Here is a 15,812-nt window from a genome sequence, read left to right as displayed (position 1 = left end):
GCCACGCCGAGGTCAGAAGTTTGCGCAGATCAGGCCCTTGTGCCTTTCTCGGTAGAGCCAACCAGCATTCAGCCGAAAGGCCCCGCCCTTTCCGTTCGCCGGTTTCGTGAGACGGCTCATCGCCCAGCCCCTTCCTGTAAAATCCCCGCTCTTTTGAGCCTCTGTGTGACCACTGTGCAGTACCGGACGCCCACGGCGGCCCCCGCCTTCGTCCGTCTCCTCGCCCGCCTGGGCGGGGCCGACCTGCCCGATGCCGGCCCGGTGCTGTCCGAGCGGCTGGGCCAATGGATCGACTGGAACCGTGCGGTCTCGCTGTCGCGGGCGCTCGATGGCGCCGTTGCGCCTGCGGCTGGCGCCGCGCCGGGCATCGACGCGCATGCCGAGGCCGTCGCCCGGGTCCGCACCTCGCTGACGGACGCGATCCAGCGTGGCGCCCCCGCCGACGCGGACGGCGACGACTTCGCGCCCTTCCGCCGCTACTGCCTGGAACGCCAGCGCGCCATGCTCACCGGCACCGGCCCCCTGCGCGGACGCCTGCGCGATGCCCTCGCCCTGCGCGGCGGCGACCTGGCCCGCCTGGCCGAGGTCGACGCCGTGATGGAAATGACCCTCAGCCCGCGCGAACAGACCCTGCTGGCCCACACCCCCACCCTGCTCAGCCTGCACTTCGAACGCCTGCGCACCGCCGTGGACGGCAGCCCCGACAGCGCCTGGCGGACGCTGTTCCGCCGAGACCTGCAGGACGCCCTGCTGGCCGAACTCGACCTGCGTTTCCACCCCATCGACGCGCTGCTCGCCGCGCTTCGTACCCCGTGATGCCTGGATGCCTTTGATGAAACAGCCCTTCTCCACCGCCCTCTTCCTCGCCGGCCTGGCCATCGTCGGCTGGATCGGCGTCGGCTACGTCGGCACGCACGCATTGGGCGTAGTGGTCACCCTGGTGATCGGCGCGTGCTACGTGGCAGGCGCAGTGGAACTGCAGCGTTATCGCCAGGCCACCGCATCGCTTGCCCGCGCGCTGGACGACACCGCGCCCGCGGGCAACGGCCTGCAAGCCTGGCTGGCACCGCTGCACCCCAGCCTGCGCCAGGCCGTGCGCCTGCGCGCGGAAGGCGAACGCGTCTCCCTGCCCGCGCCTTCGCTCACGCCGTATCTGGTTGGCCTGCTGGTGCTGCTGGGCATGCTGGGCACGCTGCTGGGCATGATGGTGACCCTGCGCGGCACCGGCCTGGCGCTGGAAGGGGCCACCGACATCGACGCGATCCGCGGCTCGCTGGCCGCGCCGGTCAAGGGGCTGGGCTTCGCCTTCGGCACCTCGATCGCCGGTGTGGCCGCGTCGGCCATCCTCGGCCTGCTGTCCGCGCTTAGCCGGCGCGAGCGCGTACTGGTCGCGCAACGGCTGGACGATGCGATCGCCACCTCGCTGCATGTGCATTCGCAGTCGTTCCAGCGGGAGGAATCCTTCCGCCTGCTGCAGCAGCAGGCCGCGCTTATGCCGGAACTGGTCGAACGCCTGCAGGCCATGGTCGCGGGCATCGAGCGCCAGACCACCGACGCCGCCGCGCAGCAGGCCGCGCGTCAGGAAAGCTTCCACGCCCGCACCGAAGCGGCCCAGGCCGAGCTCGCCTCCACGCTGGTGGCCACGATGCAGGCCGGCGTGGACAGCAGCGCACGCGCGGTCGGCGCAGCACTGCAACCCGTGGTGGAGGCCACGCTGGCAGGCGTGGCGCGCGAGACGGGGGCGCTGCAGCAGACCGTCGGCACCGCCGTGCAGCAGCAGTTGGAGGCATTGACGGCCGGCTTCGGCACCGCAACCACGGCGGCGGCCGCGGCATGGCAGGCCGCCCTCGCCCGCCAGCAGGACGCCCACGACGCGCTGGTCGCACGCCTGGAAGACCACGCCCAGCGCCAGGCGACCCAGTTCGACCAGCGCTCGCAGGCCTGGCTCGATGCGGCGGCCGGCCAGCTCGAACACACCGCGACCACGCTGGCGGAGGGCTGGACGCAGGCGCTCAGCCAGCAGGCCAGCACCGCCGACGGCATTGCCACGCGCCACGCGGACGCCCTGTCCGCGGCCGGCGCCGATTTCCGGACGCAGGCCACCGCCCTGGTCGAAGCGGTCGACGCCTCGCATGCCTCGCTGCAGCGCACCCTGGCCGAACAGGACGATGCCCGCCTGGCGGCGTGGGCCGCCCAGCTGGCCACGATGGGCGCCGCCCTGCGCGGCGACTGGGAACGCACCGCCGCCGACGCCGCGCGCCTGCAGCAGGACATCTGCGACGCGCTGGCCCGCAGCGCGAACGACATCACCGCGCAGGCGCAGACGCACGCCCAGCAGACCATCGCCGAGATATCCCAGTTGGTGCAGGTGGCCTCGGAAGCCCCGCGCGCCGCGGCCGACGTGGTGGCCGAACTGCGCCAGAAGCTGTCCGACAGCATGGTGCGCGACACCGCCCTGCTGGAAGAACGCACCCAGATGATGGGCACGCTGCAGACGCTGCTGGATGCGGTGAACCACGCCTCCACCGAACAGCGCACCGCCATCGATGCGCTGGTGGCGACGTCCGCCGATCTGCTGGAACGCGTGGGCACCCGCTTCACCGACCACGTGCAGGCCGAGACCGGCAAGCTGGAACACGTCGCCGCGCAGGTCGCCGCCGGCGCCACCGAAGTCGCCGGCCTGGGCGATGCGCTGGGCAGCGTGGTGGAACGCTTCGGCCAGACCAACGACGCGCTGCTCGAACGCCTGCAGGCCATCGAAGGCGCGCTGGAGCGCTCGCTGGTGCGCAGCGATGAGCAACTGGCCTACTACGTGGCGCAGGCGCGCGAAGTGGTCGACCTCAGCCTCTCCGCACAGCGCCAGATCACCGTCGACCTGCAGCGCCTGGCCGGGGCCGACGCCGCATGAGCGTGGAGACCGGAGACGACGCGGACCTTGGCGCGCCCATCTGGGCCAGCTTCGGCGACCTGATGTCGGTGCTGCTGGGGGCCTTCGTGCTGGTGCTTGTCGGCGTGATCGCCGTGCAGGCGCAACTGTCGCAGCGCCTGGACGAAGAAGTCCGCAGGCGCGAGCTGGAAACACAGCAGCGCGATGCGCTCCAGAAGGCCCTCGCAGTGCCGCTGGCCGAAGGGCGGGTGACGCTGGTGGATGGCCGCATCGGCATCCGCGGCAACGTATTGTTCGCGCTGAACTCGGACCAGTTGCAGCCCGAAGGCCGCGACCTGCTGAAGGGTCTCGCCGCCCCGCTTGCAGGCTACCTGCGCACGCGCGACGAGATCCTGATGGTCAGTGGTTTCACGGATGATCGCCAGGTGCGCGACAGCAATCGCCGCTTCGTCGACAACTGGGAACTCTCGGCGCAGCGTTCGCTGACCGTCACACGCACGCTGATCGCCGAGGGCGTGCCATCGTCGTCGGTGTTCGCTGCTGCGTTCGGTGCCGAGCAACCGGTCAGCGCGAACACCGACGAGGAAGGCCGCGCGCGCAACCGCCGTGTCGAGATCGCACCTATCCCCCGCCCCGCCAAACGCAGCGGTGACGATGGACGGTGACGCGTTGCCGCTGACGGCGCAGCTGCAGGCGTGGCGTGCCCAGGGCGCGGACCGCGCGGACCCGGCGCGCTTCGACATCCTGCAGGCGCTCGCCGCACGGATCAGCGCGCACGAGGGAGAAGCCCGTCGCCTGCTGGAAGCGCGACTGTCCGGGTTGATCCGGGCGTACGAAAAGACCCTGGCGCAACGACCGTCCGCCGCACCCGCAGCGGAGCGCGCGGCCGTGCCGACTTCCGGACTGCGCGAGCTGGTCGCCGCGTTGCAGGCGCGCGCGGAGCACGTTCCAGCCGCTGACACATCCCCCGCCGCGCCTGTGCAACTGACCGAAGCGCGCGATACCTGGGCCCGGATCCGCATCGACAGCCAGCTGCGCGCGTCCTTGCACAACGTGCCCGAAGACGCCGGCCCGTTGAACTCCGGCATGCTGGTGCATCGCGCCCTGCACCTGATGCGTGCGGTGTCGCCGGGCTATCTGCAGCACTTCATCGCCTACGCAGACACCCTGTCGTCACTGGAACAGCTCCAGCAGGCGGTCGCCCCGCTGACCGCGGCACCGGAAGCCCAGCGCACGACCCGACGCACCCCGCGCAAACGGAAAGCAGTGGCGACGTAGCGGCTGCAGCACGCGTGGGCGTCGTCTGGCATGTGGGTGTGGGAGCGACGTCAGTCGCGATGAAGCGTTACCGATAGCCCCTCGCGACTCACGTCGCTCCCACGCCTTTGCCGGTCGCAGGCGTCTTCGTCATTCCGAGCCCTTTTGGCGGCGCTCGATGTGAGAAGGATGCCACTGCGAGCGTGATCGTTCGGGCTGGATGTGAGAAAGATCGGGCTCCGAGCCTCCTCCGCAAGGCGGGGAGCTCCGAGGATCGCTTTCGGAATGCCATCCCATCGATCTCGGAAAACCATCGATGGCTTTCAATGCGAGACAGATCGCATTCCGAGCCCCATCCGCAAGACTCGGAGCTGCGCGGATCGCGATCGCAGTGCCATCTTCATCGCATTCTGAGTGTCATCGACGGCGTTCCGAATCCCATCGCTGGCTCTCAATGTGAGACGGATCGCCCTCGGCGCTCGAACGTTGGGGCCCCGGAGCCCCATCGCTCACGCTTCGAGCTCCGTCGCGGGGGCTCACGGTGAAACGGCCGCGCGCTCAGGGCATCGGATACAGCAGATGCTGCCGGCGCAGCACCTCAAACGCCGCCAGCTCCGGCTGCCAGCGTGCTTCGATGACCTCTAGCGTGTCGCCGCGTTCGATAGCCGCGCGCAGGTCACCCACGCCAGCCAGCCGGTCGAAGAACGGCGGCTCGCCGGGCAGGAAGGCGAACTCCTTCGGATGCTGGTCGTGCAGGGCCTTCAGGACCGCAATGCCGGTACGCACGGGAAGGAACGCCGCGCGATCGGTCACGTGCAGCTGCACACCGCCGCAGACCTTGCCTGCATGCTTCGAGAACGTGGGCGTGAACCACGTGGCACGGAAGCGTACCCCAGGCAGGCCCAGTGCGTTGAGTCGCGCGGCCAGCGCCTGAGCATCCACCCACGGCGCGCCCACGATTTCGAATGGCCGCGTCGTGCCGCGTCCCTCGGACACGTTGGTGCCTTCCAGCAGCCCCATGCCCGGATACACCAGCGCGGTGTCCGGCGTGGGCATGTTGGGCGACGGAGGCACCCACGGCAACGCACCGCGCAGCGGTTCATCGCCACGCTGCCAGCCCTGCATCGTGACCACATGCAGTTCGGCACCGATGCCGAACCCGGTATTGAACAGCGTCGCCAGCTCGCCGATGGTCATGCCATGGCGGATCGGGATGGGGAACATGCCGACGAACGACGCCAGCGCCGGATCCAGCACCGGGCCCTCGACCTGCACCCCACCGAGCGGATCGGGCCGATCCGCCACGATCACGGGAATGCCAGCGCGCTTTGCCGCGCGCATCACGCCCGCCAGCGTGTACGGATACGTGTAGAAGCGCGTGCCCACATCCTGGATGTCGAACACGAGCACGTCGACGCCGGTCAGCATCTCCGGCGTCGGTTCGCGGTGCTCGCCATACAGGCTGTGCACCGGCAACCCGGTGGCGGCATCGCGCGATGAGGCGACCTTGTCGCCGGCCTGCACGTCGCCCCGCACGCCATGCTCCGGCCCGAACAGCGCCACGAGCGTGAAGTCGGTGCGTGCGGCGAAACGGTCCACACTGCTGCGCAACGCATGGTCCATGCCGGTGGCATTCGTCACCAGACCCACGCGCTTGCCACGCAGCAGGTCCAAGCGCGAGGAGAGCAGGACATCGATGCCCAGCAGCGGCGCCGTGGCGGCGCAATCGCAGGCTGCGGGAGCCGGCGGCGGCGTCGCGGCGGATACCCCGCTCGCTCCGCATGCCAGCACCACGCCGAGTGCAAGCATCGCGATGCGCCGGCGCGGGTGGCGCGGCGCGGCATGCAACGGTCGCACGTTCCGGGGCATAGTGTCGCTCTCGTTTGCTATCGTTGTCATGACGATAGCAGCCCGCGTCGGGCGCCGCGCAAGGGGAACATCGCCGGTCTCGACACCGTCTTCCGTTGTCTGATGAGGGATCCGATGTCCCGTACGGCGAAATGCATCATGCGAAGCATGTCCTTCCTTGCCATGGCCGGTGTCCTGGCCCCCGCCACTGCGCAACCTGCGCCGTCGCGCCTGGGCGTGACGCCCTCGGCGCAGTCGCAGGACTTCGTGGCGCACAAGCAGCAGTTCCAGTTGCACAGCCTGCTGACCGAACAGCGCCACCCACGCAGCTTCGACTTGAGCACCCGCATCGCGGCCGACACCACCGACGGACTGGCATCGCTGCTGGCGGTGGACGAGGACATCGCGAAGGCCCTGCAGGGCGTGGCCGACGATCCGGCACGGCGGGCAGCGCTTGAAGCGGCCTCGCACGACATCACCCGCGCGCTGCGCGACGGGCATCGCCTGTACTTCTATGGCACCGGCTCGACCGGACGCCTCGCTGAAACAATCGAAAGCGGATTGTGGCGCCCGTTCTGGCAACGCGCCACCGCATCGCCGGCGATGGCCAAGATCGAGGCGCGCTATCCCGGCCTGGGCGAACGCGTGCGTGGCGAAATCACCGGTGGCGACCGTGCACTGATCGCCTCGCTGGAAGGCTTCGAGGACATCCCCGAGATCGGCCGCCTGCAATTGCAGGACAACGGCATCCAGCGCGATGACTTGGTCTTCGCTGTCACCGAAGGCGGCGAAACCTCGGCCGTGATCGGCACCGCCCTGGCGGCCGCAGACCAGGCCGGCGTGGACGCGCGGCGTACGTGGTTCGTCTACAACAATCCCGACGACGTGCTGCGTCCGTTCGAGCGCAGCCGTCGCGTGCTGGACGATCCGCGGATCACCAAGATCGCGCTGCCTACCGGGCCGCAGGCCATCACCGGCTCCACCCGCATGCAGGCCACCACCACCAGCCTGTACGTGCTGGGCGTGGTGCTGGAGGATGCGACGCGCACGCTGTTGAGCGAGGTGCTGACGGCGGAAGAACTGGCCTCGCTGGGCTTCGGCGAGTCGGGTATCGCCGATCGACTGCGCGGCTTCGCCGGCATCCAGCAGACTGTCGCGGCGGCCGCTCCGAAACTCGCGGCGTGGACCGACCGCGAAGCCGCCGGTTACGCCGCCGGACATCGCGCCACCTACCTGGCCACGCGCGCGTTGATGCCGGTGTTCGTGGATGTCACCGAGCGCGCGCCGACCTTCCGGCTCGGCCCGCTGGACCCCGTGGACGCACCGGAACGGCGTTCGTGGATCCAGGTATGGACGCCAGCAGGCAATGCACAACAGGCCTGGCAGGCACTGCTGCATCGCCCCTTCCATGGACTGGACAAGGCGCTGTACCTGCCACCGTTCGAAACCGGCATCCCGGACCCGTACCTGCGCGAGTCCGCGCTGCGCGGGCTGGCCAACGCAGGCGACGAACAGCAGGCGTTGTACGACCTGTCGTATTCAGACGCCAACATGCGCCGCAGCGGACCGCAGGCGGGCGATTCCGGCGCGCTGATCCTGCTCGGCGATGAAGCGCACGACGAGGCGAACCGGCAGTGGCTGCGGGCTTTCTCTTCAGCAGGCGCGGAACTGGTGCTGGTGTCGGTGTCCGCGCGTCCGCTGGCCTCCGAGGTCGTGCGTGATGCCGCCGCCCTGCCCCGCCCGGTGCCGGTGATCGCGGTGACGGTGCCGCAGCGCGATGCGTTCGAGCTGGACCAGACCATCGCGCTGAAGATGCTGCTCAATGCCCATTCCACCGGCGTCATGGCCAAGCGTGGCCGCGTGGTCGGCAATACCATGACCAGCGTGCAGCCGGGAAACCTGAAACTGATCGGCCGCGCGACCTGGCTGATCCTCTCGCACGTCAATGCGGTGCTGGAGACGCCCGTGTGGCGCAGCGCACACGGCGCGACTGAACCGCTGTCCTACCCCGAAGCCAATGCCGTGCTGTTCGAGGCGATCGAACAGCGCCGCAATGCGCCGGAGGCGAGCGGGCTGCCGGAGGTGGAGTTGTCGGTCGTGGCCGTGCTGGACGCGCTGAAAGCCGGCGCGCCGGTCGACTGGAGCGCGGCCGCCACGCGGTTGCGGGCCGGTGGATTGAGCCACTATCTCGCGCCCTACGCGTCCGCGAGGCAGGACAAGGCGCCGTGATGTGCAGGAGCGATGCAAGTCGTGATCGGTAAGGAAGCCCTCACGCACCTTCTCTTTGCGGTGCCGGCCTGCCGGTAGGCTTTCGCGACTCACGTCGCTCCCACATCACCATGTCGATCAGCCCTGCCCCTTCGCCCGGGCGAACGCAGCAGCCAGCGCATTGTCGGCTGGCGCTCCGCCGGGCTTGGCCGGGGCCGGACCACGTCGGTTGTCGCGGGACGGTCCACGTTCCTGTCCGCGCGACGGACGCGGATCGTTCGCTCGCGCCTCGCGCGGTGTCTGCGGCACAGGCGCATCGTCGAGGCGGCGCGTCAGCGCGATGCGCTTGCGGGCCACGTCGACCTCCAGCACCTTCACCTTGACGATGTCGCCGGCCTTCACCACCTCGCGCGGGTCTTTCACGTAGCGATCGGCCAGCGCGGAGATGTGGATCAGGCCGTCCTGGTGCACGCCGATGTCGACGAAGGCGCCAAAGGCGGCCACATTGCTGACCACGCCCTCCAGGATCATGCCTTCGCGCAGGTCCTTGATGTCTTCCACGCCTTCGGCGAAGCGCGCGGCCTTGAATTCCGGGCGCGGATCGCGGCCGGGCTTTTCCAGTTCCTTCAGGATGTCGCGGATGGTCGGCACACCGAACTTCCCGTCGGTGTACTGCTCAGGCTTCACCGCGCGCAGGAACATGATGTCGCCGACGATCTGCTTCACTTGCCGCCCGCTGCCGGCGAGGATCCGCTCGACCACCGGATAGGCTTCCGGATGCACCGATGAGGCATCCAGCGGTTCGTCGCCATCGGCGATGCGCAGGAAGCCGGCGCACTGTTCGAAGGTTTTCTCGCCCAGGCGCGGCACGCCCAGCAGCGCCTTGCGCGAGCGGAAGGCGCCATGCTCGTCGCGGAAGCGCACGATGTTCTCGGCCACCGTGGACGACAGGCCGGAGACGCGGGTCAGCAGCGCGGCCGAGGCGGTGTTCACGTCTACACCAACCGCGTTGACGCAGTCCTCCACGCGCGCATCCAGCGCACGCGCCAGGCGGAACTGGTCAACGTCGTGCTGGTACTGGCCCACGCCGATCGCCTTGGGTTCGATCTTCACCAGCTCGGCCAGCGGGTCCTGCAGGCGGCGCGCGATGGAGACCGCGCCACGGATGCTGACGTCGAGGTCCGGGAATTCCTTCGATGCGAATTCCGAGGCGGAGTAGACCGATGCCCCGGCTTCGCTGACGACGATCTTCTCCAGCTTCAGGTCCGCGGCCTGTTTGATCAGGTCACCGGCCAGCTTGTCGGTTTCGCGACTGGCGGTGCCATTGCCGATGGCGATCAGCTCCACCTGGTGCTTCGCGCACAGCGCACGCAGCACGTGCAGCGACTGGTCCCATTGGCACTTGGGTTCGTGCGGGTAGATGGTGGCGTGGTCGACCAGCTTGCCGGTGCGATCCACTACCGCGACCTTCACGCCGGTGCGCAGACCCGGATCCAGGCCAAGCACAGCCTTCGGCCCCGCAGGCGCCGCCAGCAGCAGGTCCTTCAGGTTGTCACCGAACACGGCGATGGCCTCGGCTTCGGCCTTCTCGCGCGCCTGGTTGAACAGGTCAAGCAGCAGGTGCATGTGCAGCTTGGCGCGCCAGGTCAGGCGGCAGGCATCCAGCAGCCACTTGTCGGCGGCGCGGCCCTGCGAGGACACACCCGCATGCACCGCCACGCGGCCTTCGGCCTGCAGGTGGCCGGCCTCGGCCTCCATGCCCGGGTCGAGGTCGAGCAGCAGGATTTCTTCACGGCGTGCGCGGAACAGCGCCAGCAGGCGGTGCGAGGGAATCTTCGCCAACGATTCGGCGTGGTCGAAGTAGTCGCGGTATTTGGCGCCTTCGTTCTCCTTGCCCTGTGCCACCTTCGCGCGGATCACGCCGACCTCGGTCATCCACGCGCGCAGCTCGCCGACCAGGGCGGCGTTCTCGCCCCAGCGCTCCATCAGGATGGCGCGCGCGCCGTCGAGCGCGGCCTTGGCGTCGGCGACACCCTTGTCTGCATCGACATATGCCGCGGCGGCGGTTTCGGGCACCTGGGTGGGATCGGCCAGCAGGCCATCGGCCAGCGGTTCGAGTCCGGCCTCGCGGGCGATCTGCGCGCGCGTGCGGCGCTTGGGCTTGTAAGGCAGGTACAGGTCTTCCAGGCGCGCCTTGCTGTCGGCGGCTTCGATGTCCGCACGCAGTTCGTCGGTCAGCTTGCCCTGCTCCTCGATACTGGCCAGCACGGCGGCGCGACGGTCTTCCAGTTCGCGCAGGTAGGTCAGGCGAGTCTCGAGATCGCGCAGCTGGATATCATCCAGCCCGCCGGTGACTTCCTTGCGGTAGCGGGCGATGAAGGGAACGGTGGCGCCTTCGTCCAGCAGCGCGATGGCGGCCTTGGCCTGCGCGGTCTGTGCGCCGATCTCGGCGGCGATGGTGGCGGCGATGTGCTGGGCGATCTGGGGATTGCGGTCTTGCATTGCGTCCGTACTGGAAAACCCGATGGACCGGGTGGGATGCCGATTGTGGCAATGGATGGCGGCGCTGGGAACGGGTTGACAGCGCGAAGCGGAAGCGACAAAGAAAACGGGCCGCTTGCGCGGCCCGTTCTCCACACGCTGCGACGATGGCTTACGAACGCACGGGCAGCACGCGGACTTCGACGCGGCGATTCATTGCACGACCTGCGTCGGTATCGTTGCTGGCGACCGGGTACCGCTTGCCCATGCCGACGATCTCGAAGCGCTCGCGCTGCAGGCCCTGGCCGATCAGGTAATTGCCCACCGCGGCCGCACGCTGCTCGGACAGGCGCTGGTTGACCGCGTCGGAACCGATGCTGTCGGTGTGGCCACTGACTTCCACGATGGTCTGGTTGTACTCGCGCAGCGTGGACGCCACGTTGTTGAGCGCGGGATAGAACTGCGACTTCAGGTCGGCCTTGCCGAAGTCGAAGGTCACGCCATCGGGCAGGTTGAGCTTGATGACGTCGCCGTCACGGCTGACGTCGATGCCGGTGCCCGCGGTCTGTCGGCGCAGTTCGGCTTCCTGGCGATCCTGATAGGCGCCGATGGAGCCACCTGCCAGGCCGCCGACACCGGCACCCACCAGCGCGCGTTGGCGGCGTTCGGTGGCATCGCTGCCGCTCAGCAGCCCGGCCACGGCACCGATACCGGCACCGATCAGGGCGCCCGTGCGGGTACGGTTGGGGTCGTTCGGATCGTTGGTCTGGCCGGTATAGCTGGCGCAACCACCCAGCATGGTGACGGTGAGCGCTGCCAGGGCGCCGGTCTTCAGCATCGTATTCATGGATCCTCCTTGTGGCGTCGGGTGAATACCCGGAACGGTCGCAAGCCTAACCATCGTGCTGTGTAGAACATGCGATTTCCCCCCTGTTCATTCAGGTGGCGGCGGGGATCAGGACAGCAATGCGCTCGCCGTCGGCGCGTCCAGCGTCCGTTCCCAGTCGCCCATCAGCGACAGGTACAGCAGCTTGTCGAACTCCGGTCCGAAACGCCGGATCACCGCGTCCGGGTCCGGGATCAACTTGGCGTCGGCGATCAGTCCGAAGTGCACGCGACCGTTGTAGCTGAGGATGGAGACGCCGATGCCGATGGAACCGGTCTGCGGCACCCAGAACATCATCTCACGCAGCCGCGAGCCACCCATGTAAAGCGGCTGCTGGGGACCGGGCACGTTGGTGGCCACCGCCGTGGCCTTGCGCGAGAACAGCTCGAGCGCGACGCTCTGGATGGCGGAAGGAGCCATGCCAAGCGCCGCCAGAAGTCCAAAGGCAACAATGGCTTGTCGCGAGTTCTTCAAGTCACGCATGCACTCCGCCACACGCTCCAGCCGACGGATCGGATTGTCCTCGCCCACCGGCAGATCCAGGAACACGAGGCCGAAATGGTTGCCCAGCTTGCGGGCGTGTTCCAGCGGCCGCAGGTTGACGGGAACGGTGGCGCGCAGGGTGACCCCATCGATCTGCTCTCCACGCTCCAGCATGTAGCTGCGCAGCGCGCCGGAGGCTGCGGCCATCAGCACATCGTTGACGGTGCAGTCGCAGGCGCGACCGACGGCTTTGACTTCCTCCAGGTCCAGCGGCTCGGCCCAGGCCACCCGCTTGCTGACGCCCAGCTTGCCGCGCAGCAGCGTTGGCGGGTCGTCCGAGAGCGACAGCGCATGCAGCAGTTCGCGACCGATCTCGCCCCCCTCCTTCGCCAGCACCGTGGCCAAGGTGGGATCGCGGTACATCTCCATGCCCTTGCCCAGTACCTTGCCGCCGAGTTGCATATAGCGATCGATGGCGCCGACCCGGCGCACGACCTCCACGCCATCCTTCTTCAGCCAGGCCGAGCGCAGGTCCTTGCCGGCATCCGGCTTGCGACTCGTATCGGTCAGCGACAGCAGCACCTGCACCAGCGCGATGCCGTCGGCATAACTGTGGTGGATGCGCGCGACCAGCGCCGAACCCGTGCCGTAGCGCTCGATCAGGTGGAACTGCCAGAGCGGCTTGGTCTTGTCGAGGGGTGTGGATGCCATCTGGCTGGTGAAGCGTTCCAGCGCCTTCTTCTCTGACGCCGGGTCGTGCCGGCCAGGCAGCGCCGACAGGCGCACGTGCCAATCGAGGTCGAAGTCGGGATCGGTCACCCACGACGCGCCTGCGGGCGTGTCGACCGCCTTCTGCAGGAAGCGTGGATAGGCAAGGAACCGCTTCTTGATGACCTGTTTCAATCGCTCGAGCGTCATCGGCTCGTCGAACATCAGTACACCGGTGATCATCATCGGGTTGGTCGGACGACACATCCGCAACCAGGCGGTATCCACCCGCGACATCGGTTCGCGACGCGGCTTTGCCGGCGCCTTCTTCGTGGCCATGCTTGCCCTCCTCTCCCGCGCCGAGTGAAGCACGCGGCGACGAAAGGCGTCAACGCAGCTCAGCTCACGGTCTGGCGGTAGGCGGCCAATGCGCCGTCGCGACCAGCGGCAAGATCAACGATGGGGTAGCGCGGGTACGCCGGCGCGAGCCTCGCCAGCAGCTCCGGCCTCTGCCACGGTGAAAAGCGCAACGGCACCGGCACCTCTGCCAGTTCCGGCACCCATCGCGCGATATAGCTGCCTTTGGGATCGAACTTCTCCGCCTGCGTGACTGGATTGAAGACGCGAAAGTACGGAGCGGCATCGGCGCCCGTGCCCGCGGTCCATTGCCAGCCTAGCGTGTTGCTGGCGAGATCGGCGTCCACCAGCGTGTCCCAGAACCAGCGTGCGCCGTGCAGCCAGTGGTAGCGCAGGTGCTTGGTCAGGTAGCTGGCCACGACCATGCGCACGCGGTTGTGCATGTAGCCCGTGGCCCAGAGTTCGCGCAGGCCGGCGTCGATGATGGGCACGCCCGTGCGGCCGTGTTGCCAGGCGTCGAGGGCTGCGGGATCGACCTTCGCCCAGTCGAAGTGTTCGAAGCGGGGATTGAGGTTCTGTGTGGTGGTCTGCGGGAAGTGGTGCAGCAGGTGGTAAGCGAACTCGCGCCAGCCCAGCTCGCGGATGTAGCCTTCCATGTCGGCGCTGTTGGCGGCCGTGCGCACGCGCTCCAGTTCCGTCACGATGCGCCACGGTGCGATCTCCCCGAAGTGAAGGTGTGGGGACAGGCGCGAGGTACCGGTGCGGTCCGGGCGGTCGCGGTCGCTGCGGTAGCCATTGAGTGCACCGTCGATGAAGATCTCGAGTGCTTCGCGCGCGCCTGCCTCACCCGGCGTCCACGCGCCCCAGAAGCCTGCATCCCAGCCGGGCGACGGCGCGAGTTTCCAAGCATCCAGCGGCTCGCTCCGGAGCGTGGCGTCGACGGGCGGCAGGAGCGCCGGCGCCGTCGACGGTTCGGGGACCCGCCACTGCGACAGGGCCGCGCGCCAGAACGGGGTGAAGACCTTGTAGGGCGTGCCCTGTTGCGTGGCGAGGTCCCACGGTTCGAACAGCAGCACGCCCTTGAAGCTCTCGACCTGCACGCCGCGTTCGCGCAACGTCTTTTTCAGTGCCGCATCGCGCGGCTGGGTGGCCGGTTCGTACTTGCGGTTCCAGAACACGGCCTGCGCGCCGGTCTCGTCGAGCAGCGCGTCGAACGATGCCGCGCTTGGACCACGCCGCCGCAGCAGACGCGATCCGCGGCGCTGGAGGTCGGCATCCAGCGCGGCCAGCGAGCGATGCAGCCAGGCGTTGGACGCTTCGCCTGGCCTCCACTCGCCCTCCTCGTCCGGCGCATGGAGATACACCGGAACGGGCGTGAACCCCTGCTCCAGCGCGGCCCGCAATGCTGGATTGTCGTCCAGGCGCAGATCGTGGCGGAACCAGACGAGGGCGGTCGGCATGCGGAAAATTCGATGGGACGGTGCGCTTGCTTACGTCGCGGACGCCGAGCCGGATGCGGCACCGACGTATTCGCGCGGGATGCGGGCATTGAGCCCGGTCAGGATCTCGTACGGGATGGTGCCCGCTGCAAGCGCCACGGCTTCGCAGGTAATGCCATCGCCGCCCTGGCGGCCGATCAGCACCACTTCGTCCTCGTTGTAGGCGCTGCCACCCGGACCGAGGTCGACCATGAACTGATCCATGCACACACGCCCGACAATGGGGTGGCGCGCGCCCCGCACCAGCACTTCGCCACGCGATGACAGCGAACGCGGATAGCCGTCGCCGTAGCCGATCGGCACGGTGACGATGCGGGTATCGGTCGGCGCCGTCCAGGTGGCGCCATAACTGACCGTGCGTCCAGCGCCGACCACCTTGAAATAGACCACCTTCGAAACCAGCGACAGCGCGGGCTTCAACGCCACGGTCGGGCGCGAGGCGGGATCAGGCATCACGCCGTACAGCGCGATGCCGGGGCGCACCATGTCCAGGCGGGTTTCGGGGAAATGCAGCACGCCACCCGAGTTGGCCAGGTGGCGGATCGGCATCGGCGCACCGATGCGCTCGAAATGCCGGCAGGCGTCCAGAAAGCGCGCCAGTTGTTCCAGCGTCATCGGCGAGGCCGGGTCATCCGAACATGCAAGATGGGAATAAACGCCCTTCACGGTGCACCAGCGTGAAGCCAGTGCCGCTTCGATCAATGGCCCGGCATTCTCGCTGTGCACGCCGATGCGCTCCATCCCGGTGTCCACCTTCAGATGGATCACCGCGTGGCGTCCCAGCGATTCCGCCGCCAGTTCAACCTGCCGCAGTTTGGCGATCGAAGATACGGTCACTTCAAGATCGCATGCCAGGAACTGGCTGACCTGCGGCGCATGGATGCCGCCCAGCACCAGGATGGGTACCGTCACGCCCGCGCGCCGCAGGGCGATGCCCTCCTCCACCAGCGCCACGCCCAGTTGCCCGATGCCCTGGGCCTGCAGGTGCCGCGCGACCGGCACCAGCCCGTGCCCATAGGCATTGGCCTTGACGATACCCATCACCGGCACGCCCGCGTGCGCCTGCAATGCATGGAGGTTGTGGCTCAACGCGCCCAGGTCCACGCGGATACGCGTGGGACGGTCGTTCGCCTCGGGCCGGAACGAGGCCGCGAAGTCCATTTCCTCGATGTGGTCAGGTCCAGGCATGGGGGGATTG

At 68.4% G+C, this 15,812-nt stretch carries 10 protein-coding genes and 1 pseudogene; 5 read left to right on the top strand and 6 right to left on the bottom strand.

Annotated features, from left to right (window positions below):
• Positions 1 to 165 precede the first annotated feature (165 nt).
• From FB548_RS14010 to FB548_RS13995, 4 genes are read left to right on the top strand one after another with little or no spacing between them, the layout of a single operon-like run.
• Complete coding sequence (locus tag FB548_RS14010; protein WP_255470564.1) at positions 166 to 816, top strand: DUF3348 family protein; 651 nt, start codon at positions 166 to 168, stop codon at positions 814 to 816.
• A 16-nt stretch (positions 817 to 832) separates the two neighbouring features.
• Positions 833 to 2,908 carry a DUF802 domain-containing protein gene (locus FB548_RS14005; RefSeq protein ID WP_255470563.1) on the top strand — a complete coding sequence of 692 codons (2,076 nt, stop codon included), beginning with the start codon at positions 833 to 835 and terminating at the stop codon, positions 2,906 to 2,908.
• A complete protein-coding gene (locus tag FB548_RS14000; protein ID WP_142125388.1) occupies positions 2,905 to 3,552 on the top strand; it encodes an OmpA family protein in 648 nt (215 codons plus the stop codon). The genes FB548_RS14005 and FB548_RS14000 overlap by 4 nt, the downstream gene beginning before the upstream one ends.
• Positions 3,542 to 4,165, top strand: a complete 624-nt coding sequence (locus FB548_RS13995) for a DUF2894 domain-containing protein (protein WP_142125488.1) — start codon at positions 3,542 to 3,544, stop codon at positions 4,163 to 4,165. Before FB548_RS14000 ends, FB548_RS13995 begins: the two co-directional genes overlap by 11 nt.
• Positions 4,166 to 4,702: 537 nt before the next feature.
• Here FB548_RS13995 and FB548_RS13990 read toward each other — a convergent pair.
• Positions 4,703 to 6,013, bottom strand: coding sequence for a DUF1343 domain-containing protein (locus FB548_RS13990; RefSeq protein ID WP_221625965.1), 1,311 nt, complete (start codon positions 6,011 to 6,013; stop codon positions 4,703 to 4,705).
• 147 nt (positions 6,014 to 6,160) lie between these two features.
• On the opposite strand from FB548_RS13990, the gene FB548_RS13985 reads away from it, so the two are divergent.
• Positions 6,161 to 8,221, top strand: coding sequence for a hypothetical protein (locus FB548_RS13985; RefSeq protein WP_142125387.1), 2,061 nt, complete (start codon positions 6,161 to 6,163; stop codon positions 8,219 to 8,221).
• 117 nt (positions 8,222 to 8,338) lie between these two features.
• Here FB548_RS13985 and FB548_RS13980 read toward each other — a convergent pair whose 3' ends face one another.
• The 5 genes and pseudogenes from FB548_RS13980 to alr all read right to left on the bottom strand — a co-directional run bounded on the left by FB548_RS13980 (position 8,339) and on the right by alr (position 15,802).
• Positions 8,339 to 10,702, bottom strand: coding sequence for a Tex family protein (locus tag FB548_RS13980; protein ID WP_142125386.1), 2,364 nt, complete (start codon positions 10,700 to 10,702; stop codon positions 8,339 to 8,341).
• Between the two features lie 151 nt (positions 10,703 to 10,853).
• A pseudogene (locus FB548_RS13975) lies at positions 10,854 to 11,426 on the bottom strand (OmpA family protein); the annotation flags it as partial.
• A 210-nt stretch (positions 11,427 to 11,636) separates the two neighbouring features.
• On the bottom strand, positions 11,637 to 13,097 hold the full coding sequence (locus FB548_RS13970) for a wax ester/triacylglycerol synthase family O-acyltransferase (RefSeq protein ID WP_142125385.1): 1,461 nt from the start codon (positions 13,095 to 13,097) through the stop codon (positions 11,637 to 11,639).
• A 59-nt stretch (positions 13,098 to 13,156) separates the two neighbouring features.
• A complete protein-coding gene (locus tag FB548_RS13965; protein WP_142125384.1) occupies positions 13,157 to 14,575 on the bottom strand; it encodes a deoxyribodipyrimidine photo-lyase in 1,419 nt (472 codons plus the stop codon).
• 30 nt (positions 14,576 to 14,605) lie between these two features.
• Entirely contained in the window at positions 14,606 to 15,802 is a 1,197-nt protein-coding gene (alr, locus tag FB548_RS13960; RefSeq protein ID WP_142125383.1) for an alanine racemase, read from the bottom strand.
• Positions 15,803 to 15,812: the final 10 nt, after the last annotated feature.

This window comes from Pseudoxanthomonas sp. 3HH-4 (assembly GCF_006716465.1).
Taxonomy (GTDB): domain Bacteria; phylum Pseudomonadota; class Gammaproteobacteria; order Xanthomonadales; family Xanthomonadaceae; genus Pseudoxanthomonas_A.
The sequence above is the reverse complement of the archived record's forward strand: the minus strand, read 5'-3'. Positions and strand labels throughout refer to the sequence as shown.

What these genes read in the sequence shown, in the direction of transcription:
- FB548_RS13985 (WP_142125387.1), top strand. Translation starts at nt 6,161, where the DNA reads ATGTCCTTCCTTGCCATGGCCGGTGTCCTGGCCCCCGCCACTGCGCAA.
- FB548_RS13965 (WP_142125384.1), bottom strand. Translation starts at nt 14,575, where the DNA reads ATGCCGACCGCCCTCGTCTGGTTCCGCCACGATCTGCGCCTGGACGAC.
- FB548_RS13980 (WP_142125386.1), bottom strand. Translation starts at nt 10,702, where the DNA reads ATGCAAGACCGCAATCCCCAGATCGCCCAGCACATCGCCGCCACCATC.
- FB548_RS14000 (WP_142125388.1), top strand. Translation starts at nt 2,905, where the DNA reads ATGAGCGTGGAGACCGGAGACGACGCGGACCTTGGCGCGCCCATCTGG.
- FB548_RS14005 (WP_255470563.1), top strand. Translation starts at nt 833, where the DNA reads ATGAAACAGCCCTTCTCCACCGCCCTCTTCCTCGCCGGCCTGGCCATC.
- alr (WP_142125383.1), bottom strand. Translation starts at nt 15,802, where the DNA reads ATGCCTGGACCTGACCACATCGAGGAAATGGACTTCGCGGCCTCGTTC.
- FB548_RS13990 (WP_221625965.1), bottom strand. Translation starts at nt 6,013, where the DNA reads ATGCCCCGGAACGTGCGACCGTTGCATGCCGCGCCGCGCCACCCGCGC.
- FB548_RS13995 (WP_142125488.1), top strand. Translation starts at nt 3,542, where the DNA reads ATGGACGGTGACGCGTTGCCGCTGACGGCGCAGCTGCAGGCGTGGCGT.
- FB548_RS13970 (WP_142125385.1), bottom strand. Translation starts at nt 13,097, where the DNA reads ATGGCCACGAAGAAGGCGCCGGCAAAGCCGCGTCGCGAACCGATGTCG.